The sequence below is a fragment of the Paenibacillus daejeonensis DSM 15491 genome (genome assembly GCF_000378385.1).
GTDB lineage: Bacteria > Bacillota > Bacilli > Paenibacillales > Paenibacillaceae > Paenibacillus_D > Paenibacillus_D daejeonensis.
In genome coordinates, this window is record NZ_KB899659.1 from 1,191,178 (window position 1) to 1,214,352 (window position 23,175).

General features: G+C 52.3%; 21 protein-coding genes. 7 read left to right on the forward strand and 14 right to left on the reverse strand.

Annotated features, from left to right (window positions below):
• Positions 1-21: 21 nt before the first annotated feature.
• The 3 genes from F556_RS0105900 to yhbH all read left to right on the forward strand — a co-directional run bounded on the left by F556_RS0105900 (position 22) and on the right by yhbH (position 3,366).
• Entirely contained in the window at positions 22-1,353 is a 1,332-nt protein-coding gene (locus tag F556_RS0105900; protein ID WP_020615988.1) for a helix-turn-helix transcriptional regulator, read from the forward strand.
• Positions 1,322-2,122, forward strand: coding sequence for a WYL domain-containing protein (locus tag F556_RS0105905; protein ID WP_020615989.1), 801 nt, complete (start codon positions 1,322-1,324; stop codon positions 2,120-2,122). The genes F556_RS0105900 and F556_RS0105905 overlap by 32 nt, the downstream gene beginning before the upstream one ends.
• An 83-nt stretch (positions 2,123-2,205) precedes the next feature.
• Positions 2,206-3,366, forward strand: coding sequence for a sporulation protein YhbH (gene yhbH / locus F556_RS0105910; RefSeq protein ID WP_020615990.1), 1,161 nt, complete (start codon positions 2,206-2,208; stop codon positions 3,364-3,366).
• Between the two features lie 68 nt (positions 3,367-3,434).
• Here yhbH and F556_RS0105915 read toward each other — a convergent pair whose 3' ends face one another.
• On the reverse strand, positions 3,435-4,217 hold the full coding sequence (locus F556_RS0105915) for an alpha/beta hydrolase (RefSeq protein ID WP_020615991.1): 783 nt from the start codon (positions 4,215-4,217) through the stop codon (positions 3,435-3,437).
• 164 nt (positions 4,218-4,381) lie between these two features.
• Between F556_RS0105915 and F556_RS0105920 the strand changes: the two genes are divergently transcribed.
• Together F556_RS0105920 and F556_RS0105925 are read left to right on the forward strand one after the other, a co-directional pair.
• The gene (locus F556_RS0105920; protein ID WP_020615992.1) at positions 4,382-5,824 is read left to right on the forward strand and encodes a SpoVR family protein; all 1,443 of its coding nucleotides are present in this window, start codon (positions 4,382-4,384) and stop codon (positions 5,822-5,824) included.
• 103 nt (positions 5,825-5,927) lie between these two features.
• Complete coding sequence (locus F556_RS0105925; RefSeq protein ID WP_020615993.1) at positions 5,928-6,287, forward strand: hypothetical protein; 360 nt, start codon at positions 5,928-5,930, stop codon at positions 6,285-6,287.
• 94 nt (positions 6,288-6,381) lie between these two features.
• On the opposite strand, the gene F556_RS0105930 is transcribed toward F556_RS0105925, so the two are convergent.
• The 6 genes from F556_RS0105930 to F556_RS0105955 all read right to left on the reverse strand — a co-directional run bounded on the left by F556_RS0105930 (position 6,382) and on the right by F556_RS0105955 (position 13,442).
• Positions 6,382-7,269 carry a transglutaminase family protein gene (locus F556_RS0105930; RefSeq protein ID WP_020615994.1) on the reverse strand — a complete coding sequence of 296 codons (888 nt, stop codon included), beginning with the start codon at positions 7,267-7,269 and terminating at the stop codon, positions 6,382-6,384.
• Positions 7,266-8,246: an alpha-E domain-containing protein gene (locus F556_RS0105935; RefSeq protein ID WP_020615995.1), complete on the reverse strand. Its 981-nt coding sequence runs from the start codon at positions 8,244-8,246 to the stop codon at positions 7,266-7,268. Before F556_RS0105935 ends, F556_RS0105930 begins: the two co-directional genes overlap by 4 nt.
• 29 nt (positions 8,247-8,275) lie before the next feature.
• Positions 8,276-9,736 (reverse strand): circularly permuted type 2 ATP-grasp protein, encoded by a 1,461-nt coding sequence (locus tag F556_RS0105940; protein WP_020615996.1) that lies wholly within the window; start codon positions 9,734-9,736, stop codon positions 8,276-8,278.
• Between the two features lie 189 nt (positions 9,737-9,925).
• A complete protein-coding gene (locus F556_RS0105945; RefSeq protein WP_020615997.1) occupies positions 9,926-10,936 on the reverse strand; it encodes a globin-coupled sensor protein in 1,011 nt (336 codons plus the stop codon).
• Between the two features lie 123 nt (positions 10,937-11,059).
• Positions 11,060-11,422, reverse strand: a complete 363-nt coding sequence (locus F556_RS0105950; RefSeq protein ID WP_020615998.1) for a LytTR family transcriptional regulator DNA-binding domain-containing protein — start codon at positions 11,420-11,422, stop codon at positions 11,060-11,062.
• Between the two features lie 124 nt (positions 11,423-11,546).
• Positions 11,547-13,442 (reverse strand): PrkA family serine protein kinase, encoded by a 1,896-nt coding sequence (locus F556_RS0105955; protein ID WP_020615999.1) that lies wholly within the window; start codon positions 13,440-13,442, stop codon positions 11,547-11,549.
• A 279-nt stretch (positions 13,443-13,721) separates the two neighbouring features.
• On the opposite strand from F556_RS0105955, the gene F556_RS0105960 reads away from it, so the two are divergent.
• Complete coding sequence (locus F556_RS0105960) at positions 13,722-14,459, forward strand: DUF2161 domain-containing phosphodiesterase (RefSeq protein ID WP_020616000.1); 738 nt, start codon at positions 13,722-13,724, stop codon at positions 14,457-14,459.
• On the opposite strand, the gene F556_RS0105965 is transcribed toward F556_RS0105960, so the two are convergent.
• The 3 genes from F556_RS0105965 to trmL all read right to left on the reverse strand — a co-directional run bounded on the left by F556_RS0105965 (position 14,456) and on the right by trmL (position 17,004).
• The gene (locus tag F556_RS0105965) at positions 14,456-15,652 is read right to left on the reverse strand and encodes an aminotransferase-like domain-containing protein (RefSeq protein WP_020616001.1); all 1,197 of its coding nucleotides are present in this window, start codon (positions 15,650-15,652) and stop codon (positions 14,456-14,458) included. The genes F556_RS0105960 and F556_RS0105965 overlap by 4 nt on opposite strands.
• A 383-nt stretch (positions 15,653-16,035) precedes the next feature.
• Complete coding sequence (locus tag F556_RS0105975) at positions 16,036-16,284, reverse strand: AbrB/MazE/SpoVT family DNA-binding domain-containing protein (protein ID WP_020616003.1); 249 nt, start codon at positions 16,282-16,284, stop codon at positions 16,036-16,038.
• 255 nt (positions 16,285-16,539) lie between these two features.
• The gene (gene trmL, locus F556_RS0105980; protein WP_020616004.1) at positions 16,540-17,004 is read right to left on the reverse strand and encodes a tRNA (uridine(34)/cytosine(34)/5-carboxymethylaminomethyluridine(34)-2'-O)-methyltransferase TrmL; all 465 of its coding nucleotides are present in this window, start codon (positions 17,002-17,004) and stop codon (positions 16,540-16,542) included.
• Between the two features lie 148 nt (positions 17,005-17,152).
• On the opposite strand from trmL, the gene F556_RS0105985 reads away from it, so the two are divergent.
• Positions 17,153-17,866 carry a response regulator transcription factor gene (locus F556_RS0105985; protein ID WP_020616005.1) on the forward strand — a complete coding sequence of 238 codons (714 nt, stop codon included), beginning with the start codon at positions 17,153-17,155 and terminating at the stop codon, positions 17,864-17,866.
• A gap of 107 nt (positions 17,867-17,973) precedes the next feature.
• Here the strand turns inward: F556_RS0105985 and serC are convergent, their stop codons facing one another.
• The 4 genes from serC to F556_RS0106005 form a co-directional block, all read right to left on the reverse strand.
• On the reverse strand, positions 17,974-19,065 hold the full coding sequence (gene serC / locus F556_RS0105990) for a 3-phosphoserine/phosphohydroxythreonine transaminase (protein WP_020616006.1): 1,092 nt from the start codon (positions 19,063-19,065) through the stop codon (positions 17,974-17,976).
• Positions 19,066-19,258: 193 nt separating this feature from the next.
• The gene (gene glnA, locus F556_RS0105995) at positions 19,259-20,683 is read right to left on the reverse strand and encodes a type I glutamate--ammonia ligase (RefSeq protein WP_020616007.1); all 1,425 of its coding nucleotides are present in this window, start codon (positions 20,681-20,683) and stop codon (positions 19,259-19,261) included.
• A 286-nt stretch (positions 20,684-20,969) separates the two neighbouring features.
• Complete coding sequence (gene aroF / locus F556_RS0106000) at positions 20,970-22,031, reverse strand: 3-deoxy-7-phosphoheptulonate synthase (RefSeq protein WP_020616008.1); 1,062 nt, start codon at positions 22,029-22,031, stop codon at positions 20,970-20,972.
• Positions 22,032-22,194: 163 nt separating this feature from the next.
• Entirely contained in the window at positions 22,195-23,145 is a 951-nt protein-coding gene (locus tag F556_RS0106005; RefSeq protein WP_026297132.1) for a 4-hydroxy-3-methylbut-2-enyl diphosphate reductase, read from the reverse strand.
• Between the last annotated feature and the right edge of the window lie 30 nt (positions 23,146-23,175).

Genomic DNA, 23,175 nt, shown 5'->3' on the forward strand with positions numbered 1-23,175 from the left:
CGTGTTTTAAGGAGGAAAGCTATGGCCAGAGAACAGTTTGACAAGGAGATTCAATTTCTGCGCATGCTTGCCATGACCGGCGGGGCTTACAGCAGACAACAATATGCCGAGCGACTGGGCATTTCCGTACATACGTTTGACAAGACGCTCCAGCGGCTGAAATCAATATCTGGTTCCTCTCCCCTTGCCAGCTCAGACAAAGACAAACAGGCGTTTACGGCCACGTTCCGATATAACTATTATGATGCCGTCGATCCCCTGCTCCTCCTGCTCTTTCAAGGCAAGTCGATGAAGATAACCGAGAGCCGCCGACTGGTCTTGCTGCTCGAATCACTCCAGAAGCGCTCGCAGACCGTTACCGAATTGCTGGACTGCTGCTCGGACGGTCAGGTCGAAAGCGACACCCCTCCAGACGAAAAAACGATTCGAGCCGATCTCCGTTATCTGGAAACAACCGGTGTCATCCGCCGGGTCGATGCCAAGCGTCCGTTCCGTTATCGTCTCCAGGACGAGCTCGGCCGCCTCACAGCGGAGCAGCTGCTGGAGATTTTCGCCTTTGTAGATATTATGGCTTCCACCCAGCTACCATCCGTTCACGGCTATCTGCTACGCGACAGCTTGAAGAAACTACTCATGAGGCAAGGCATGAATACGGAGGCACTGGACGCCTTTCTCTACAAATATCATTATTATTCTCGCATTCTGGATGAAGCTCATGTATTTAGCCTCATTGAAGCGATGCGCCAGCGCCGCCTCATCCAATTTCTCTATTTTACGCCGAAGAGCCCCCACAGCTACAGCGCCAGTCAAACGAATCCCCTCTTTCAGCGGGAACACAAGGGGCGGGAGAAAACGGTTCTCCCCTTGCAGATTATCTACGACCACCAATTCGGACGATGGTATCTACTGGCTCACCAATCAAGACTTGGAATCGTCAAGTTCAGACTGGAGGGCATTACACGTCTCTCGGAGGCAGAGGCCGTCTCGGAGCACGAGTACGCACAGCATCGGGATCGGTTAATGGCGAGGATTCGAAATAGCTGGCTTATCGATACCGGCCCTACCGTGCGAGTACGGGCCCGTTTTTTTCACCCGGGGGCCGGCATTCCCAGCTTTGTGAAAGAACGAGTGCAGCTGCAAGGCCAATGGGGAACCATTACCGAGGAGTCCGGAGGCACTTCATTTCTGTATGAGATTGATGTCAATGACACGACAGAAATCAAACCGTGGCTGCGCAGCTTCGGCTCCAGCTGCGAGGTGCTGGAACCGTCAAAGCTGCGTCAGGAAATGATTGAAGACTGGAAGGAGATCGCTGCCAGCTATGAACCTGTTCGAGAAAATAACCAATCATGAGCTGCTTGCCCAACTGGATGAGCGAGACGTTTTCTTTACCACCAGCGCTGAACGCAGCTGGCTGAAAACAATGCTGGAGCACCCAGCTGCGCAAGAGGCTCTCAGTAGAGCAACGCTGCAGCAGCTGCAAACCCTGCTCGTGAATGACGAACCACTGCAGCTGCATGAGAGCTTGACCGAAAAAGCGCAAAGCCGCGAAAATCAGGTGTTCCATCCGCTCATTCATTCCGTCCGGGAAGCCATACAGAAGCACAGGAAACTCCGTTTTCTGCCCGTCGGCAAATACGGTGTTGCAGGACAACCCTGTCTGTGCATTCCGTACAAACTGGAATATTCGATGGTGAAGCGGGAATGGTATTTGCTCTGGTACAAGCATGACCAGCGCAGGCTCATGAGCACAAGGCTGGACAAAATCAGCGAATGCCGGGAGGAGCCCTGTTTGGAAGCCGAGTGGCACGAGGCGCAGCAGGAAATACGCCGCCGACTTGAGCTTCAGCGTGATTCCGTTACCCTGGAGATCCCCAGACAATATAATCAGGAGCTCTCCCGCATCCTGTCCGCCTTCTCTTGCTTCGAGAAACAGGTCCGGCACGACGAGAACGAGAACTGCTATTCCATCATCCTGCATTTTAGCTCCAATGAACGCGAATACGTACTCTCCAGGCTGCGCTTTTTGGGCCGGAGAGTCCGGGTACAGGATCATCAAGCCATGCAGGCGCGGATGCACCAATCCGCTACGATGGCACTGTCTCGCTACCAGGAGGGCTAGAGCTCGGCAGCGATTGGTCACATAACCTTCCTTCGCTTGAATATAGTAGATATACGAAGCATTCGACGAGGGGGTAACCGCAGATGGATTCTAGTCGCGAACCGTTGTATATCGTCTCCCGTGATGACTGGTCGCTGCATCGCAAGGGCTATCAGGATCAGGCCCGGCATCAGCAGAAGGTCCGGGAAGCCATCAAGCAGAACCTGCCAGACCTGGTATCCGAGGAGAGCATTGTGCTGTCGGACGGCAAGCAGATTATCAAGGTGCCGATCCGCAGTCTGGACGAATATCACTTTGTGTACAATCACAATAAAAACAAGCATGTGGGGCAAGGCGATGGCGACAGCAGTGTAGGCGACGTATTGGGTACCGACCCGGCCTCGGCCAAAAAGGGAGGCAAAGGAGAAAAAGCCGGCGACCAGCCCGGCGAGGATGTGATAGAAGCTGAAATCAGCCTAGCCGAGCTGGAGATGATGCTCTTCGAGGAGCTGGAACTGCCTTTCCTCAAACGCAAAGATAAGGACCTGCTGGATACGAAGGAAATCCGATTTAACGATATTCGCAAGAAGGGTATCATGTCCAATATCGATAAGAAGCGAACCATTCTGGAAAATTTGCGCCGCAATAGTACCACTGGCAGCCCTGGCATTCACGGTATTTCGCCCGATGATCTACGCTACAAAACTTGGGAAGAAATCATTAAGCCGCAATCCAATGCCGTCATCTTGGCCATGATGGACACATCCGGTTCCATGGGGAGCTTCGAAAAATATGCCGCCCGCAGCTTCTTCTTCTGGATGACCCGATTCTTAAGACACCAGTATGAGAAAGTGGAGATTGTCTTCATCGCCCACCATACCGAGGCCAAGGAGGTCAGTGAAGAGGATTTCTTCACACGAGGCGAGAGTGGCGGCACCATCTGTTCCTCGGCGTATATCAAGGCACTGGAGATTATCGACAGCCGCTATCCTTCCCAATTATGGAATGTCTACCCCTTCCATTTCTCCGATGGTGATAATCTGACCTCGGATAATGAACGATGCGTCAAACTGATCGCGGAATTGATGGAGCGCAGCAACATGTTCGGTTACGGTGAAGTCAATCAATACAACCGGAGCAGTACGCTGATGTCGGCTTATAAGCATATTCAGAATCATAAATTCATCTACTCGATTATTAAGGAAAAGCAGGATGTCTATCAGGCGCTCAAAACGTTTTTCTCCAAAAAAGAACCCGTTACTTAATGCCTCATGTCAAAGGGCACCTGCTCGCTGCAATGCGAGTCAGGTGCCCTTTCCATTACACTCATGGCTTAGGAGCGAGGGAAGCCTTGAAGCCAGCCTACGATCCCCTCCACGGTCTGACGCAGCTGCTCATCTCCTCCGATGGCAGGCTCGCCATCTCCTCGCTGTGGACCATACATTCCGAATTGGGCATGGTTGCCGCCTTCAATCTCCAGGTAAACAGCATCCTCCGGCAAATGACCACGACTGTTCTCCCAAACCTCGCGATTTAATACGTTATCCTGTGTACCGGTGATCTGCAAGGCTTGCAGGCCGGACGCACTCAGATTCGCTTTGTCGTCGGCATAAGAGGCAAGGAAGAAGATCCCGTCGATGGCATCTGGGTGGGAAGCCGTAAACCGCGCCGCCATCGAACCGCCCAGCGAATGACCACCGATGACGTAGCTTTGATTGGGTGCCAATTCAATAATTTCGGAGGCTCTGTTCTGGGCAAACACAGCTAACTGGAGCGGCATCTTGACCAGGAAGGCACGATACCCTTGCTCTGCCAGACTGAATAGAAACGGCGCGTAGCTCTCCGGCTCCACCAGGCCGCCCGGATAGAAGATAATGTTCTCGGTTTGCGCCTGACCCGCAGGCTCAAAGCTGATCCAATGCTTGGTGTTGGTAACAGCGACTTGCTCGGAGCTTCCTATGTACTGCAATGCAGCCTGTTCCGGCTCATAGGTGAGCCAGTTCAGGGCGACGACGAGCGCTATGGCCAAGACGGCCAAGATGGCAACCAGCCACAGCAACGCTTTGCGCCATCGTCCTGCCCGGGGCTTGGACCCGGCGACTGAGATGGGTGTCATAATTATGCTCTTCCTCCTCTGACTGTTTCCTCTCTATTCTAGCCCAGAAGAGATGGAATAAGCCAGTGACACAGCTGTGAAGTCCATGGCCACCGCATAATCGGCCCGGCCCCCCCATACACATAGAATAGGAAACTTATCGCTACAACTGGAGGGGACGAGAGATGAAGCAAGACGAGATACGCCAGCTGGAACGCGCAATTGACGAAATTACCGAGGTGGCGCAAGGCTTTGGCCTGGATTTTTATCCGATGCGCTATGAGATCTGTCCTTCCGACATTATCTACACCTTCGGCGCTTACGGCATGCCGACGCGTTTCAGCCATTGGAGCTTCGGCAAGACGTTTCATAAAATGAAAACCCAGTACGATTTTGGTCTCAGCAAAATCTATGAGCTCGTCATTAACTCCAATCCGTGCTACGCCTTCTTGCTCGATGGCAACTCTCTCATTCAGAACAAGCTGATTGTTGCCCACGTCCTGGCCCACTGTGACTTCTTCAAGAACAATGCCCGATTTAGCCGCTCCAACCGCAATATGGTTGAGAGCATGTCCGCGACGGCAGACCGGGTAGCTCAGTATGAGCGGGATTACGGCACCGATGTGGTCGAACAATTTATCGATGCGGTACTAGCGATCCAGGAGCATGTGGACCCCACACTGATCAAGCCTTATCAGATGGATAAAGCGCGTTACATTGAGCTGCAAGAAAAACGGGAAGGCGACCGCAAAAAACCGCCCGCTCCCGTACTGCCTTACGACGATCTCTGGTCCTTGGACCCCGACATGAAACCAAAGCAGGAAAGCACCAAGGAAGGAAAACGAAAATTCCCCCCGCAGCCGGAGAAGGATCTGGTCTGGTTCATTGAAGAGAATTCCGAAGTGCTGAAGGATTGGCAGCGCGATATTATGTCCATGCTGCGTGACGAAATGCTCTATTTCTGGCCGCAAATCGAGACCAAAATCATGAACGAGGGCTGGGCTTCCTACTGGCATCAGCGGATCATCCGGGAGATGGATCTCACGAGCGAGGAAACGATCGAATTCGCCAAGCTGAATTCAGCCGTTGTCCAACCCTCCAAAAATAGTCTAAACCCTTACTATCTGGGGCTGAAAATATTCGAGGATATCGAAAAACGCTGGGATGAGCCGACAAAAGAAGAACAGGAACGCTTCGGTCGTCTCCCGGGACAAGGGCGCGACAAAATCTTCGAAGTCCGCGAAATCGACTCCGACCAATCGTTCATTCGCAACTATTTAACCAAGAAGCTCGTCACCGATCTGGACCTCTATATTTTCGAGAAAAAAGGACCTGAATGGAAAATAACCGATAAGTCCTGGGAGAACATTCGAGATCAGCTCGTCTACTCGCGCGTTAACGGCGGTTTTCCGAGCCTCGTGGTTACAGACGGAGATTGGAACCGTTCCGGGGAGCTATATATGAAGCATCAGTACGAAGGCGTGGAGCTGGACTTGAAATACGTAGAGCGTACCCTGCCTCATGTGGTCAAGCTGTGGGGAAAATCTGTCCATTTGGAGACCGTCGTGGAAGATAAAACGCTCGTATTCAGCTGCGACGGCAACAAGACGAGTCGCAAGTTCATTTGATGCCTATTTGTCCAGCATGCCCCCTGTAGTTGATTCACGCCCTCAGTACGCGGGTATTAATAATCAACACAGGGGCAACCCCCCGGATACAGAGGTGATTCAGATGATGGAAACAATCCTTATTGTATTGGGTGTGTTACTGGTAGTAGGCATAATCGTAGTTGCAAGCAAAGGCCGTTGGATTACCCTCGCAACCGCAAGAGGCAATCAGGCAGAAGAGCTGCAATCCAAATATTCATATCTTCAATCGAAGGACATTCCTTCTCGCCTGAAATCTGAAACAGGAGCTGGCGCTTCCGGATTTGCATCGCAAGGCGGAATGGCCATGAATGCTGTAGGCAGCCAAGCCGGGCAGCATGAAATGATGAAGCTCCAGATCAAACCGAAAGACCGCGAGCGTGCGGAAGAAGCACTGCAAGAGCTGGATCGCGAACGCGTCCTACATCAGTCGACTTCGTTGTAATCCGCGCCACTCACAGAGCAAATTAAACGGACCTGCAAAGGTCGAAAGGCTGTCGGGAACATCCCGACAGCCTTTTTCATGGCTCGCTTATGATCTACCCATCCAACTGCTCAACGACCACAGAGACATCCAGGTGCGCTCCGCTGCTTCCACGATACACTCCCTTGACGGGGACAATATCTTTGTAGTCCCGCCCATGGCCGAGCTTTACGTACCGCTCACCTACAATCGAAGGGTTGGTCGGATCATAGGAACACCAGCCACGATTGGGAACATACGCCTCGACCCACGCATGAGAGGCATGCTGTACTGCGGTCCCCTCCTCCTGCAAATCTCCAATGAACTGATATCCGCTCACATAACGCGCCGGAATATTGCGGCTCCTGCAAATGGTAATCATCAGATGTGCAAAATCCTGGCATACGCCCCGCTTCGAACCAATCATGTCTGCTACCTTGGTCTTCACATCAGTTGCATCTGCATCGTAAGTAAATTCCTGGCGAATTCGCTCGGAGAGCGCAGACAGCCATTCGTGGACGATGGCAGGCTCCTCGGCCGTACGCTCGTCCATCCCGGCAAATACCAGCACTTCCGGTGTTGCTGTTGTATAAGAGGTGGGCAGCAAATATTCGGCAAACCGGTTCTGCGCTTCATCCTTATCCAGCCAAGCCCAAGCTTCTGCCGGACTGAATAGCCGGCCCTTGCGCTCCGCCTCCCGCTCACGTCCGGGTTCCGTTGTGACGACGGTCATCTGGGTGCGAATCGTAAGCTTGGTGTGCGGCTCGTTGACTGAAAAGGCGGTTACCCGGTTGCCGAAAAAATCCTCATACGATTGCAAGGGAGTATTCGGTTCAACGGCGATGGCGTGTTGATAGCAGGATTGCCACTCATTCGTACAAGGAGTCAGCCGCACTTCATTGACACTGTCCGTAACCGGCTCGGCATACGTGTACTCCGTGACATGCATGATTTTCAGCTTCATGCACTGGCCTCCCCGATCCGAAAAAAGGTTTTGGCAAAGGCACTTCCGAGCTGCTGACACGCACCCAGCAATACCGCAATCATCAGTCCTTCTCTATCCTGCTGCAAATCCTCGCGCTCCAGACAGGACAATTCCGCGATGACCTTGCCAGCCTGACGGACCACCTTGCCATGGGCAAGCTTGAGCGCCGTCTCCTGCAATTCCAGGCTGCGCAGATGCTCATCCATCGCATGCAGAGCAAAGCTGACGGAGCGCGGGAATGCCGGATGCAGCACAAGAAATTCAATAATTCCGTCGGGAGACATGCCGTCTGCATAATACCGCCGGAACACCTGATAACCACTCACCGATCGCAGCGTAGCTTGCAAATAAGGATAGGCCTGCGGAGCACCGTCCTCCCCCTTATCCAGCGTGCTCCGAATGGCTTGCATAATACGAAGCGTGTTCTCGGCCCGTTCCAGGTAACGGCCGCACTCCATAAAATGCCATTCGTTCTCACGGGCCATCACAGACTGGGCAACACCCTGATACAGTGCCGTCCACTCTTTGATTCGCTTGTACAGCTGGTGGGGAGAATCCTTCATCAGCTCGTCGCGATGCCGCTCCCGCAGCCATAGATAAAAACTGTTAACGACATCCCAAATTTCAGTAGGAACCTTTTCCCGAAGCGTCCGCAGATTGCCTCTGGCATAATTCACACAAGCGACTAGCGAATTGGGATTGTCCCGGTCAAGGGTAATATAGTGTAGGACATCCTCTTCATTATAGCCTCCATACTGCTGTTCATAAGCCATACGGCTGCCGAGCGCCTCTACGATTCGGGCCCACTTGTCACCTTGCAGTTGTGACAGCTGGTCTTCATGTTGCCGATGCTCTTGCTGTAGATGGTAATGGACATCGATCAGCCGGGCATGATTCTCTGCCCGCTCCATGTATCTGCCTACCCAGAACAATGCTTCTGCATTCCGATTCAACATCGCCATCGCCTCCAGATCCTAATAGTAAGCTAGCGGTTAAGCACCCACGTATCCTTGACCCCACCACCTTGCGAAGAATTGACCACCAGGGACCCCTCCTGCAGCGCAACCCGTGTCAGCCCGCCCGGAATGACATGCAGATCCGAGCTGCCCATGAGCGTAAACGCACGCAGATCAATATGACGCGGACTCATGACACCATTCTTCATGATCGGGGCGCGCGAGAGCTTCATTGTTTCTTGGGCGATATAGCGCTCCGGAGATTTTCTGATTTCTTCTGCAAATACCGCAATCTCCCGTGCAGAAGCCTGCGGCCCAACCAGCATACCGTAACCGCCGGAGAGCGAGGTTTCCTTGACAACCAACTGTTCTAAATGAGCAAGCGTATAGTCGAGATCTTCCTTGCGGCTGAGCAGATAGGTCGGAACGTTGCCGAGAATCGGCTCTTCCCCGAGATAATAACGAATCATGTCTGGAACATACGCATAAACCGCCTTGTCATCTGCCACTCCTGTACCCGGAGCGTTGGCGATCGCTACATTGCCAGCTCGATAAGCATTCATTAATCCCGGAACGCCCAGCATCGAATCCGGTTGAAAAGCCAGCGGGTCAAGATAGTCGTCGTCGATTCGCCGGTAAATGACATCCACCTGCCGCAGTCCACGAAGATCCCGCAGATAGATTTTCTGGTCTTTGTAGACGAGATCTCTTCCCTCAACCAAATGAATGCCCATCTGCTGGGCGAGAAAGGTATGCTCAAAAAAGGCTGAATTATAGGGCCCTGGGGTTAGCAAAACAATAAATGGATCACGCTTGCCCGACGGGGCCAGCGAGCGTAACGAGCTGAGGAAAACATTAAGGCTTCGTTCAATACTGTGGACAGAACAGGAGAAATACAAGTCGTGGAACAATTCGCTCATCAGGGAGCGCCCGGTATAAAGGTAGGAAAAGCCGGAGGGCGATCTGAGATTATCCTCAAGCACTAGATAGCGGCCGGTTTCATCGCGGATCAGGTCGATACCTGTCGTGGTCATATAGGCATTGCCGGGTACATCCAGGCCTGCCATCTCAGGTCGATAATACTTATTGCCCATCACCATTCGCCTTGGGACCAGACCGTCGGCGATGATGTGCTGCCGATGATAGATATCCCTGGTGAAGGCGTTGAGGGCGCGAACCCGCTGCTTCAATCCCCGCTCAATTTGCTCCCATTCCTCTGCCGGGATAACCCGCGGGATATAATCGAACGGGATCGTCCGCTCCAGCGGCTCCGGCTGATCCGGGGTATAGAGGGTAAAGGTAATCCCTTCTTCGAGCATCCGTTGGTCTAAAGCATGCTGGCGGGTCGTCAGCTCGGCCGGTTTCAAGCGTGAGAATAATTGATGGATCGTATCGTAGTGCGGGCGTATGGAGAGATCCGAATCGTACATTTCGTCATAAAAAGATCGGGCATCATAATAATACGGCTCCGGCTGTCTGGCAATCGACATGCAATCCCTCCTCCATATATGCAGATGCCGTTCATTCCGAAGCGCAAACTCCCGCTTCACCATGTCAAAAATATGTAGTACTATTTGACAAAAATGGCGACATCAACATGATTTATACTTTCAATCATACTGATGCCGCCTATATATGTCAACTTATTTAACATCAAATTACAAAGGAAAATTAGACGTCTAGGAAGTCTCGGATTTGAGCTGTTCCAGCTCCCTCGATACCTTGTCGATCGTACTCACAAAGCTCGCCAGTTCTTGGGAACGGGCTGCCTGCAAGCGGGCCTGCTTACTGGTGGATTCTGACTCTACGCGCACCTCGGACACTTTGGTGACAATACGCTCCAAGCGCCCCTGAATATCCACAAGCGTCTGCTTCGAGGAGGCAGCCAGCTTACGGACCTCGCTCGCCACCACTTCGAAGCCTCGCCCGTGTTCACCGGCATGGGCCGCTTCGATGGCTGCGTTGAGTCCTATTAAATGGGTCTGATCAGAAATACCGCGTATCAGCGTCCCCATCGCACTAATGTTATCGATCTCATGACGCAGCTCTCCCAGCAGCTGATGCGACTTGTCTTGCGACTCAGCCGTCGATACTGCGGTCTCGGCAATGTTCTGCGAGCTGGCATCGAGCTGGACGATCATGCCTGCCAGCTGCTGCACCGCTTCGGCGATCGTCTGGAGAAGACGATCCTGCTGCGCGGTCAGGTCCTGGAGCTGCTGCTGCTCAGCCTGCTCGTAAGCCTCCAGAACAAGCTGGGAATCCAGATTGAACATCTTGGTAATCGCGTATAACACGCGTTGCCACTGCTCGGGCAGTACTTGCTGCAGGATGTCCGCTGCGAGATCGGTATAAATCATATAAGTACCCAAATACCAGTCTGTTGTCAGTCCAATACGCGAGTGCACCAAACCGATACGAATCCGATTATCGATATAGTTGTCATCCAAGTGGCCGGTTGCAAGAGACAACCAATAATCACGCTGAGTTTCTTTGAGCCGGGGAATCGTGCTGAAGCGCTCAATCAGCGCGCGCAGCTCAGGCTCCTGCTGGATCCGCTCATAGAACCGGTCCACGACGTCCGTTACAATACGTTCAAAGACGGAACGATGCTGCGCCAGTAAGGCAAGATCCGCATCAGTAATGCCGGTAAATTGGACTTGCTTCAATCGTTTGGGGGATAAGTTCATCATTCGTTAGGTCGATCCTTCCATATCATTGGTGTTGTGCCATATCCTTCTCTCCATTATATACATAAGAGCAAGACATTCAACCATGATATTGAAAGCGGTTCACTAGCAGCTGGTCTATACTGCTCAGGCCGTTACCGAATAAAAATAGCACTCAGACCGCTCACGCAGGTGGTCTGGCAGCTTGCGGGTGCTCGAGGTAGATACCGAAGCGCGGATTGCTTGCTCCTGGTCAGCACCGAGATGGACCTCTCTGAACTCTTCATTATAATGATGGATGTAGGCCGTATTGACAATGTTATTGCGGTCCAGCGACTCGAAACCCATCGCTTGCAGCGATGGCAGCAGCGCGGAACGCGTCATGGCATAACTGTATTCGCCGCTAGTCGTGTAGAATAGCGGACCTTTGCTAGTCAGCTTAATCATGAGCACGTCCGAGATTGCCACCTCTTCCAGTGTACCATCCTTCCCTGCCAAAACAAATTTCACCGTTCTCCCTCCGTTCTAATTACCTACTCCCCATTATACAGAACATACGTTCTGTTATCAATGACCTTCTTATCGCACAAAAAAAGCAGACCGCTCGGGTCTGCTTCAGTTGACTGCCTGTTCCTTAGCGATTCAGCAAGCTGCCGACATAGCGCAACAGCTCATTGGCACACACCGGGCAATAGCCGTGATCGTCCATCAGACGTTTGGTTACTTCATTGATCCGCTTCAGCTGCAGTTCATCCGGTGTTTTGGTGGAGGTGGTAATCTTCACAATATCCTTCAGATCCGTGAACAGCTTCTTCTCGATCGCTTCGCGAAGCCGGTCATGACTGGCATAGTCAAACCGCTTGCCTTTGCGGGAATAGGAAGAGATACGAATCAGAATTTCTTCACGGAATGCCTTTTTGGCATTTTCCGAAATGCCAATTTGCTCCTCAATGGATCGCATCAGACGCTCATCCGGATCCATCTCTTCGCCAGTGAGCAGATCTTTGATCTTGGCCCAATTGCAGAAGGCCTCGATGTTATCCAGATAGTTTTCGAATAGCGTACGTGCCGACTCCTCGAAGGAATACACAAACGCCTTCTGAATTTCCTTTTTCGCCAGGTTGTCGTATTCCTTGCGGGCCACAGAAATATAATTGAGATATTTCTCCCGCTCTTCCTTGGTAATGGATGGATGCTGATCCAGTCCGTCCTTCAGCGCTCTCAACACGTCCAATGCATTGATGCACTGCAGGTCCTGCTTGATCAGCGCACTGGAGATCCGGTTGATGACATATCGCGGGTCGATGCCTGACATGCCTTCATCGGTATATTCATTTTGCATTTCTTTGAGGTCGGCTTCCTTGAAGCCCTCGACCTCCTCGCCATCATACATGCGCATTTTTTTGACGAGATCCATGCCCTGCTTCTTGGAATCCTTCAGACGGGTAAGTATGGAGAAAATCGCGGCCGAACGCAACGAGTGCGGCGCAATATGGATGTGCTTCATGTCACTCTGCTGAATCAGCTTGCTATAAATTTTCTCCTCTTCAGACACCTTCAGGTTGTAGGGAATCGGCATGACGATCATCCGGGACTGCAGCGCCTCGTTTTTCTTATTGCTGATGAATGACTTGTATTCCGTCTCATTGGTGTGCGCAATAATCAGTTCATCGGCCGAAATCAATGCGAAGCGTCCCGCCTTGAAATTGCCTTCTTGCGTCAGCGACAGCAAGTTCCAGAGGAACTTCTCGTCGCATTTGAGCATTTCCTGAAACTCCATCAGTCCGCGGTTTGCCTTATTCAGCTCCCCGTCAAACCGGTAGGCACGCGGATCCGACTCGGAACCAAATTCGGTAATTGTCGAGAAGTCGATGCTGCCTGTAAGATCGGCAATATCCTGCGACTTGGGATCCGAGGGGCTAAAGGTACCGATGCCCACCCGATTATCCTCGGAGATCTGTACGCGTTCTACCAGCACATCCTCGATCCGACCGCCATACTCGGTGCGAAGTCGCATCTGGCAGGAAGGGCACAGATTGCCTTCAATCCGAACACCCAGCTCCTTCTCCACATCTCCCCTTAGTTCGTGAGGAATCAGGTGCAACGGCTCCTCGTGCATCGGGCAGCCTTTGATCGCATAGACAGCGCCCTTCTCGGTCCTGGAGAACCGCTCCAGCCCTTTTTTGAGCATCGTCACAATGGTCGATTTCCCCCCGCTGACCGGCCCCATCAGCAGCAAGATCCGCTTGCGGACATCCAGTCTCCGGGCTGCGGAGTGAAAATATTCCTCCACCAGCTTCTCAACCGCCCGGTCGAGACCAAAGATCTCCTGCTCAAAAAACTTGTAGCGTTTGCGCCCGTTTATCTCCTCGGTCCCCATGGCTTCAATCATCGCATAGACCCGTGAGTGGGCCGTCATCGCCGGTGTGGGGTCCTTTTTGAGGATATCAATATATTCCTTAAATGAACCCGTCCACAATAACTGTTCGCTCTCTGCGTTATACTGCGTAATTTTCTCAAAAATATCCATACCGAACCTCCTCCCATCGCTCCTGCTGCTCTAGTCCTTCTCTTTGTGTCAGGTCATGCCAGCCTCCGCCACCAGTGAACACTATCTTTTTTTGAAGTAATACAATCCTATGCAGTGGGCGCTTCGAAATTGCCCTCTTTTTAAAATCCGCCACGGTCGTTTTTGCCCCGGGCGAGTCGCAGAGCCAAGCCGGGATGGGATGAGTACGGACAGGCAGTATGCTATAATGGAGCATTATAACAGGATTCATCGGTCCGGGAGAGGAGACGAGAATACCTAGTGGCAGTAAAAGAAGAGGCGGAGCTGTACTCTCCGCTCAAGCAATTTTTTGAAGCTCGCGGGTACGAAGTCAAAGGAGAAGTCAAGCATTGCGATCTGGTTGCCGTGCGACCCGGCGAAGATGAGATGCTTATTGTAGAAATGAAAAAGACGTTCAACCTGGCCCTGCTGCTGCAGGGTGTTGAACGTCTTCGTGTAAGTGAGCATGTGTTTCTCGCAGTCGAACGGAACCGTAAAAAAAGCGGCGCCCACAATCAGCGATTCGGCGAACTCACCGAGCTCTGCCGGATGCTCGGACTGGGCCTCATTACCGTCACCTTCTATAAAACCAAGTCTCCGTTCATCGAGGTGCTGTGCGAGCCCGGGGAATTGCCGAGAGGGCTTCGGAGGAAGACCCGCCAGGCGAGACTGCTGAATGAATTCAGGGAACGCAGCGGCGACTACAACACGGGTGGCATCCGCAGCAAGCAGTTGATGACCGCCTACCGCGAGAAGGCGCTGCGCTGTGCCTACGCCCTTCAGGCAGAGGGCTCCGCCCCGCCCCGCCGAGTCGCAGAGCTGAGCGGCTGCAGCAAAGCGGCCAGCATCCTGCAAAAAGATTATTACGGTTGGTTTGAGCGGGTGGAGCGAGGGGTCTATCGCCTTCGGCCAGCCGGCTTGTTGGCCCTGGATCAATATGCCGAGCTTATCCGTGTGTGGCATACGAAGCTGACAGACCCTGTACCGGAGAATCCTTAACAGCGGGCGAGAAATTCGTCAACCGCTTCGGCGAAACGCTCGATGCCCTGGCGCATCCGCTCACCTTCGGTATAGGTAAAGTTCATACGAGCCGTATTGCGCTTCGGCGTTCCGGCAAAGAAAGGAGCACCCGGTACAAAGGCAACGCCTTTGGTCACAGCAGCCCGCAGCAGCGCTTCCGCATCAAGTCCTTCAGGCAGCTCTAGCCACAGGAACATGCCGCCCTGCGGTTGAACCCAAGTGAGATCCTGCCAGTTCCTCTGCAGCAAGAGCTGCTCCATTTGGCGCATCCGGGAGCCATAGGCAGCCGAGATCTTGCGAATATGATCATCGAGCGGGAAGTGGGTCAACAGCTCACTGACCGTCTGCTGATCCAGCGTGCTCGAGTGCAGGTCCGAGGCTTGCTTGGCCTTGGCGAGCATGCCAATGATGCCGCGATCCCCCATTGCCCATCCCGTACGCAGGGCCGGAGCGACCGTCTTGGAGAAGCTGCCCATATAGAAAACCGTACCACCGTCCGCTTCCCCTTCCAGGGAATACAAGGTCGGGTAATCCGCCTGCGGGTCGAACCGGATATCGCCATACGGATCATCCTCCAGAATCGGCACGCCAAATTGCCGGCTCAGGGCCAGCAGCCCTTGGCGGCGTTCCAGGCTCCACACTCGTCCCGTCGGATTGCCGAAGGTCGGCACAACATAGATCATGGCCGGACGGTGCTGCCGCAGCAGGGCTTCCAGCGATTCCATGATCATGCCGTCCTTGTCGCTTTCTACCGGAATAACGGTGAGTCCATGCATGCTAAATACCTGAAGGCTCGACAAATACGTTGGATTCTCGACAAGCACAATGTCCCCAGGGTTGGTCAAGACACGCGCGAGCAAATCCAGCGCTTGCTGGGAACCGGTCGTGAGAATCATCTGTTCCGGCTCAACCTTCATTCCTTTGACTGCCATTCGGGTGCATAGCTGCTCACGCAGCGACAGATACCCTTCCGTTACCCCGTATTGCAGTGATCCGCTGCCCTTCTGGAACACGCGTGCAGCCGCGTCCCGCACGGCCTCAAGCGGAAACAGCTCTTCAGCTGGCAGCCCTCCGGCAAATGAAATAATCTCGTTGCCTTGCGTAAGCTTCAAAATGTCACGTACGGCAGATGAATGCAACTGGCCAATACGTTCAGATATACGATATTCCATGTGTACTCTTCCCATCTGTATCAAAATGTCCGCGGATGAAAGCGGCAAAAATTCGGCTACCATACATTGTACGCCTAATCCCCTGGATGGGCAACTGGTGGGAGCCACCCGAAATGTAACAATCTGTTCACAAGATTTGAAGTTTTCTTTTTTGTCCGATTTGGGTATAATATAAGCAGCTTACTGGAGGTGTACGTTATGGATTTCCCAATGGAGTTTACGCGAACGTTCTGGGTCATCATGATTGTAATGGTGATGTTTTTGATCGCTATCTTCACCTCATCCTACAATGATGACAAGACCAAAGGACTGTAAGCCTTAAATCGAATATCAAAGAAGCCCCCGGATCCCCGGGGGCTTCTTTGATAGGCGACAAAGCTTGATTAAGCTCGCATCTGACTCATATCCTGGGCGCAAGCGGCGCACAGATAACGCTCCTTGAACTCACGGACATCCTCCATGGACGTACAGAATACACATCTTGGACGATAGCGCTCCAATATAATATGATCACCCTGCACCAAGATTTCTACAGGATCGCCTTCATTCATTTGATATCGTTTGCGCAATGATTTGGGAAGCACGATACGGCCCAATTGGTCAACTTTGCGTACAACTCCTGCTGGTTTCACTGTATTCACCACTCCTGTGTCTAGTATTAATTGTTTGTATGGGAGAACCTCCGTGTACCATAACCTTCGAGACATCGTCCGGGTTTCCTTCCTCATCCCGTTATTTCCTAGTTTTCTGCAAGCGCCGGGCACCTGCAACATCCAAAAGATGGAACGGATGCTCATTTTATGTTTTTAAACGACGACCTCTCTTTTGAAACAGGCAAGATGTAACAGCTATCGTCGTCCTTCACAGGTCTTCACAGGTGATACCTACTAATTCATCCCCGGGAAGTCTAATTGTCTCAGAGCTTCGAACACAACGATCGCCGCAGCGTTCGACAAATTAAATGACCGTACGTCGCCCGTCATGGGCAGCCGCAGGCACGTCTCCGGGTTCGCTTCAAGCAGCTCGTCCGGCAAGCCTTTGGTCTCCTTCCCAAACACGAAAACATCCCCATCCCGGTATTGGAAATCCGTAAACCGTTTCTCCGACCTGGTGCTTGCAAAGAAAAAACGCCCGCCTGGAAAGCTCTTCTCTACTTCGGCGAAGCTGTCATAGTAGGAGACGTTGACCGCATGCCAATAATCCAGACCCGCCCGTTTCAGTGTCCGGTCGTCCGTTTGAAACCCCAATGGCCTGACGAGATGCAGGTGGGCTCCCGTTGCTGCACACGTGCGAGCAATGTTCCCCGTATTTGCCGGAATTTCCGGTTCAACCAGTACGATATGTAATGCCATGATAGTCCCCCCACTACGATTGTGATTGATTTGTCCAAAGATGATCAGCTGCTCTGCAAATTTTACATTGGGTTAACGTTTGCTTAACCTGCCGCATAATGTCCCATGCCATAATGGGGGTACATAAGCCGAAAAAGGAGCTTAAGCGATGAAAAAGAAAATCCTGGTCGTCGACGACGAGCCCTCCATCTCGATGCTAATCGAGTTCAATCTTAAGCTGGCCGGCTTCGATGTCCGATGCGTTGAGGACGGCGAAGCGGTATTCGATATGCTCAAGCCTTACCGCCCCGATCTAATTGTATTGGATCTGATGCTTCCCAAGATGGACGGCATCCAAGTATGCCGCGAACTTCGCAAACAGCAAAATGCGGTGCCCATCGTCATGCTTACCGCCCTTCAAGATGTTACTGATAAAATCGCCGGCCTCGATAACGGAGCCGATGATTACATGACCAAGCCCTTCAGCCCCCAGGAGCTTATCTCTCGCATTCAGGCCGTTTTCCGCAGGGTGCAGTCACTCCCGAGTGCCGGAGATGGCCAGAGCTATGAATTTGGACGTCTGAGAGTCAATGCGGAGCAGCGTGAGGTTCACCTGGATGGGCAGCTGGTTGAACTCACGCCAAAAGAATTTGAATTATTACTATTCCTGTGTAGTCACAGAGGCAAGGTGCTAAGCAGACAACAACTGCTGCATGGTGTCTGGGACTATCATTTCCTGGGTGACACCCGGATCGTTGACGTTCACATCAGTCATCTGCGTGACAAAATCGAGAAAAACGCCCGTTCTCCAGAATATATTATGACCGTTCGCAATGTCGGCTACAAGCTCACAGGTCCCCAGCTCAAAGATTCTTCAGGCTAGTCTGCCCCTCACTCTTGGAATTGGAAAAGAAGCCTTCTTCCGCTGCGACGCAGCGGCAGGAAGGCTTCTTGCCTGTTCTGAATCATGGAACCGGTAATCCGCACCGGTTAACCGTTGTTCTTCTGGAACTCTTTCATGAACTCCGCCAGCGCTCTGCAGCTCTCCAGCGGCACGGAGTTGTATGTCGATGCCCGCAGGCCGCCAACATCACGATGCCCTTTCAGTCCGACGAAGCCTTGGGCTTCCGACTGCAGGATGAACTGCTTCTCCAGCTCCGCATCATGAATACGGAATGTGATGTTCATCGTCGAACGACTCGCTGCCTGAGCCACGCCGCGGTAGAAGCCGCCGCTCTGATCAATCGCGTCATAGATAAGGTTGGTCTTGTCGCGATTGTATTGTTCGACCTGGGACACGCCGCCTCTTGCTTCAATCCACTCCAGCATCAGCTTTACCATATAGACGGAGAAAGATGGCGGTGTATTGTATAGGGAGTTAGCCTTCACATGCGTATCGTAGCGCAGCATCGCAGGCAGATGTTTGGGACTGGAGGCAGCCAAGTCTTCACGAATAATAACCAGCGTGACACCTGACGGTCCAAGGTTCTTCTGGGCTCCAGCGTAAATCATCCCGAACTGCTTGATGTCGACAGGACGCGACAGAATGTCGCTGGACATATCCGCAATCAAGGTTGCATGGTCCGCAACATTAGGATATGCCCCGTACTGTGTTCCCTCGATCGTCTCGTTGGAGGTAATATGCAGGTAGGCGGCTTCGGCCGGTACTTCGATATCGCTCAAGCTTGGAATCCGCGTGAAGCTATCCCCTTCGGAGGTTGCCGCAATCGCTGTTTCTCCAATCAATTGCGCTTCCTTGAGTGCCTTCTTCGCCCAGCTGCCGGTCATAACGTATGCTCCGGGACGGCCTGGCTGAAGCAGATTCATAGGCAGCATAGCGAACTGGGTGCTGGCTCCGCCTTGCAAGAAGAGAACATGATAATTGTCCGGAATATGGAACAGTCGTCTCAGCAGAGATTGTGCATCGTTGTTCACTTGCTCATATTCTTTACTGCGGTGCGACATCTCCATAATTGACATGCCCGCTCCGTGATAATTGACGAATTGCTCCTGGGCCTGCTGCAGCACCTCAAGCGGCAGCGCAGCTGGTCCGGCATTAAAATTAAACGCGCGTTTGGTCACCGTTCTCCACCTCTTACTTCCTTCATTAGTAGCTATCTATGTACACTATGGCTAATGATAGCAAGTTTGGCCTTAAGCATCAAGTCCCATCCGTGCTAGGCTACTGATGCTGAAGCACTAAAACAGCAGAAAAAGCGAATCCTGTTGCCAGGATTCGCCTTTCTCAACTAGTTAAGAATAGAATCATTGCGGATTAGCAGCCGAAGTAGAGGCTGTACTCGTGCGGATGAACACGGATCGATACCGCTTTGGCTTCTTCACGCTTGAACGCCACGTAGTTGGCGATGAAGTCTGGCGAGAATACGCCGCCTTCAGTCAAGAACTCGGAATCAGCTTCCAGAGCGTCCAGCGCTTCGTCCAGCGAGCCTGGTACGCTGCGGATTTCGCTCTTCTCTTCATCAGAGAGCTCATAGATATTTTTGTCGAAAGGACCGTAGCCCAGTTCTTTTGGATCCAGCTTGCGCTTGATGCCGTCCAGACCAGCCATCAGCATGGCAGCAAATGCCAGGTAAGGGTTAGCTGTGGAGTCCGGTGTACGGAACTCGATGCGGCAGCCTTTAGCTGTAACAGCAGCAACCGGAATACGTACAGCTGCAGAGCGGTTACCTTTGGAGAATACCAGGTTAACCGGAGCTTCGTAGCCAGGTACCAGACGCTTGAACGAGTTCGTGCTTGGGTTCGTCAGAGCGATCAGCGCTGGAGCATGGTACAGGATACCCCCGATGTAATGCAGAGCCAGCTGGCTCAGGTTAGCATAAGCGCCTTTCTCGTAGAACAGCGGCTCGCCGTTGTCGAAAATGGACGTATGCACGTGCATACCGCTACCGTTATCGCCAAACATTGGCTTCGGCATGAAAGTTGCAACTTTGCCGTACTGGCGCGCAACGTTATGAACGATATATTTGTATTTCAGCAGGTTGTCAGCTGTTTTGGTCAGCGTGTCAAAACGGAAGTTGATTTCGCCTTGGCCGGCAGTTGCAACTTCATGGTGATGACGCTCAACGCGCAGGCCTGTTTCTTGCATCAGACGAACCATTTCACTACGGATATCCTGTTGCGTATCCATTGGTGCTACTGGCACGTATCCGCCTTTAACGCCAACTTTGAAGCCCAGGTTGCCGCCTTCTTCCTTGCGGCCTGTGTTCCAAGCAGCTTCTTCGGAATCTACGGAGTAGAACGAAGTATTCATGGAGCTCTCATAGCGAACATCGTCGAAAATGAAGAATTCGGACTCTGGTGCGAAGAAAGCATCTGTACCTACACCTGCGGATTGCAGGAATTCTTCAGCCTTGTGAGCGATGCTGCGCGGGTCGCGGTCATAACGATCGCCTTCTGGCGTATGAATATTACACATTACGTTCAATGTCGGATGATCGGTGAAAGGGTCGACATAGACCGCTTCGGTATCCGGCATCATAACCATATCGGATTCTTCAATACCGCGGAAACCAGGGATCGAAGAGCCGTCGAATGCAACACCGTTAACGAATGTATCAGCATCCACCTCTGTAGAAGGCAATGTGATATGGTGCGCGCGACCGGAAAGGTCAACAAAACGGAAATCCACGAACTGAATGCTGTTTTCTTTAATCAAGTCCAATACTTTTTGAGCTGACATCTAATATTTCCTCCATTTCCGAACATTAACATAGAATAAAACGGATATTGTTCAACTTTCGCTTTAAACTCTGTCGTAATTATAAAACGAGCGACTACCCTCGTCAATACTTATGTCAGGTATTTTTTAAGCGAGTGTAAGGTATGCTTACATTTTTTATTGAATGTTCACATTTCCGTCAAACCGAATGTTCAGGTTTAGTGAATCTCTTGTCTTTAACCACTATCAGACCAAATAAAACCGCCATGATCCCCTAAACGGGCAATCATGGCGGCAACATTCGACATTATTTCTTCCAGGTAGCAAACGCTTCAGCCGGTGCCTTCTCCGTGTCAAAACGACGTCCGACCAATTCACCTAGCTTCTCCAGATCTTTCAATAGTGCTGCGAACTGATCCGGGAACAACGATTGAACGCCATCACCCGTCATCGAGTTGTCCGGGTCCGTGTGCATTTCGATGATTAGTCCGTTGGCTCCCGCAGCAACCGATGCCTTGGACATCGGCTCGACCAGCTCCCGACGGCCGGTACCATGGCTCGGATCCGAGATGACCGGCAGATGGCTCAGCTGCTGAAGGACAGGAATAGCGGTTAAATCCAGTGTGTTGCGGGTGTACTGTTCAAAGGTGCGAATGCCGCGCTCGCAGAGCATAACGTTCGGATTGCCTCCGGCCAGGATGTACTCCGCTGCATTAAGGAACTCATCGTAGGTTGAGCTGAATCCGCGCTTGAGCAGGACAGGTGTCTGAACTGTTCCCAGCTTGCGGAGCAGATCAAAGTTCTGCATGTTGCGCGTGCCTACTTGCAGGATATCCGCGTATTCGGCGCATACATCGACATACTCCGGTGTCATGACTTCTGTAATCGTCAGCAGGCCGTGCCTCTTGCCCGCCTCGGCCATCATGGCCAGCCCCTCAACACCAACACCTTGGAAGCTGTAAGGTCCGGTACGCGGCTTGAAGGCTCCGCCACGCAGTACCTGCCCACCCGCTGCCTTAACCAGTCGTGCGATCTCATCGATCTGCTCCGGGTTCTCGACGGCGCAAGGCCCGCCCATGACAACCATATGCTCCCCGCCAATCTTGACGCCTTTGATCTCAATAATGGTATCGTCGGGATGGAAATCACGGCTGGCAAGCTTGTAGGATTTTGAAATTTTGATGACGTTCTCTACATCCTTCATCTGCCGCAGCTGCTCGGCCAGGGTTGGCTCCGCCTGACCAATGATGCCGACAACCGTGCGATCTTCCCCGCGCGAGACGTGAGCTTTGACGCCTGTTTTTTCAATATATTGAACGATTTCTCCGATTCTTTCTTCCGATACATTCTTGTTTGTAATAACGATCATGGTTATCTCTCCTTTTCGCGCTTCAACGCTTATACGCTTTTAAGCTTTTATGCTGTTATGCTTTTAATCGATAAAGTAAATATACAAGAAAAAAAAGCCTCCGTCAACCCCCTTTGATCAGGATTGGTACGAAGGCTTTGCACTAGAAACCTCTTACAATGGCTTAAGCTTTGGATTTCTCCCGTATCTTGGGCAGCAGCTTGCTCATATTGATTGTGCGCTTAAGCTCCCACGTCTCCGAGTCATTCGGATCGTACTGCTCCAGATAACTGATTACTTCCTTGGTAATGGGCGTGGGGGTAGAGGCGCCGGAGGTGACGGCCACCAATTCCACACCTTCCAGCCATTCACGCTTCAGCTCGCTAAGGTCGGAAATCCGGTAAGCCGGCACGCCCCCGATCTCCTCCGACACCTGAGCGAGCCGGTTGGAGTTGTTGCTCCGGGGATCGCCCACGACGATGCAGAGCTGTGCATCGCCTACTTGCTCCGCGACCGCTTCCTGGCGAACCTGTGTCGCCAGACAGATCTCATTATGCACCTCTGCGGTCGAAAAGACCTCCAGAAGCCGCTTGATTAGATGCTTGACATCCCACTGGGACATCGTGGTCTGATTGGTGATAATAATCTTATCGCTGGTAAGCACCAGACGCTCCACATCCTCCAGACGCTCAATGAGGTGGACACGCTCAGGCGCGACGCCGATCGCCCCCTCCGGCTCCGGATGGCCACGCTTGCCGAGATAGAGGATTTCGTAGCCTTCTGCGGTCTTCTCGCGTATCAAGTCATGGGTACGCGTAACGTCCGGGCATGTCGCATCGACAACGGTCAGCCCTTTTTCCCTCGCCCGTTGACGTACCTCCGGCGAGACGCCGTGCGCGGTGAAGATGACGGTTCCCTTCTCCACTTGTTCCAGAATCTCCAGGCGATTCTCTCCATCCAGCGTAATAATGCCTTCCGTATCAAACGATTCGGTTACATGCCGGTTATGGACAATCATGCCCAGAATATAAATCGGTCTCGGCAAATCCAGGTTCTTGGCCGTCTGCATGGCCAGCACCATGGCATCGACGACGCCGTAACAATAACCTCTTGGCGATATCTTCAGTACCTCCACTGCTGTTCACCTGCTTTCTGACCCCATGTG

Excerpts from the sequence above, each read along its gene's own strand:
- F556_RS0105900 (WP_020615988.1), top strand. The coding sequence starts at position 22 with ATGGCCAGAGAACAGTTTGACAAGGAGATTCAATTTCTGCGCATGCTT.
- F556_RS0105905 (WP_020615989.1), top strand. The coding sequence starts at position 1,322 with ATGAACCTGTTCGAGAAAATAACCAATCATGAGCTGCTTGCCCAACTG.
- yhbH (WP_020615990.1), top strand. The coding sequence starts at position 2,206 with ATGGATTCTAGTCGCGAACCGTTGTATATCGTCTCCCGTGATGACTGG.
- F556_RS0105915 (WP_020615991.1), bottom strand. The coding sequence starts at position 4,217 with ATGACACCCATCTCAGTCGCCGGGTCCAAGCCCCGGGCAGGACGATGG.
- F556_RS0105920 (WP_020615992.1), top strand. The coding sequence starts at position 4,382 with ATGAAGCAAGACGAGATACGCCAGCTGGAACGCGCAATTGACGAAATT.
- F556_RS0105925 (WP_020615993.1), top strand. The coding sequence starts at position 5,928 with ATGATGGAAACAATCCTTATTGTATTGGGTGTGTTACTGGTAGTAGGC.
- F556_RS0105930 (WP_020615994.1), bottom strand. The coding sequence starts at position 7,269 with ATGAAGCTGAAAATCATGCATGTCACGGAGTACACGTATGCCGAGCCG.
- F556_RS0105935 (WP_020615995.1), bottom strand. The coding sequence starts at position 8,246 with ATGTTGAATCGGAATGCAGAAGCATTGTTCTGGGTAGGCAGATACATG.
- F556_RS0105940 (WP_020615996.1), bottom strand. The coding sequence starts at position 9,736 with ATGTCGATTGCCAGACAGCCGGAGCCGTATTATTATGATGCCCGATCT.
- F556_RS0105945 (WP_020615997.1), bottom strand. The coding sequence starts at position 10,936 with ATGATGAACTTATCCCCCAAACGATTGAAGCAAGTCCAATTTACCGGC.
- F556_RS0105955 (WP_020615999.1), bottom strand. The coding sequence starts at position 13,442 with ATGGATATTTTTGAGAAAATTACGCAGTATAACGCAGAGAGCGAACAG.
- F556_RS0105965 (WP_020616001.1), bottom strand. The coding sequence starts at position 15,652 with ATGGAATATCGTATATCTGAACGTATTGGCCAGTTGCATTCATCTGCC.
- trmL (WP_020616004.1), bottom strand. The coding sequence starts at position 17,004 with ATGGCATTACATATCGTACTGGTTGAACCGGAAATTCCGGCAAATACG.
- F556_RS0105985 (WP_020616005.1), top strand. The coding sequence starts at position 17,153 with ATGAAAAAGAAAATCCTGGTCGTCGACGACGAGCCCTCCATCTCGATG.
- glnA (WP_020616007.1), bottom strand. The coding sequence starts at position 20,683 with ATGTCAGCTCAAAAAGTATTGGACTTGATTAAAGAAAACAGCATTCAG.
- aroF (WP_020616008.1), bottom strand. The coding sequence starts at position 22,031 with ATGATCGTTATTACAAACAAGAATGTATCGGAAGAAAGAATCGGAGAA.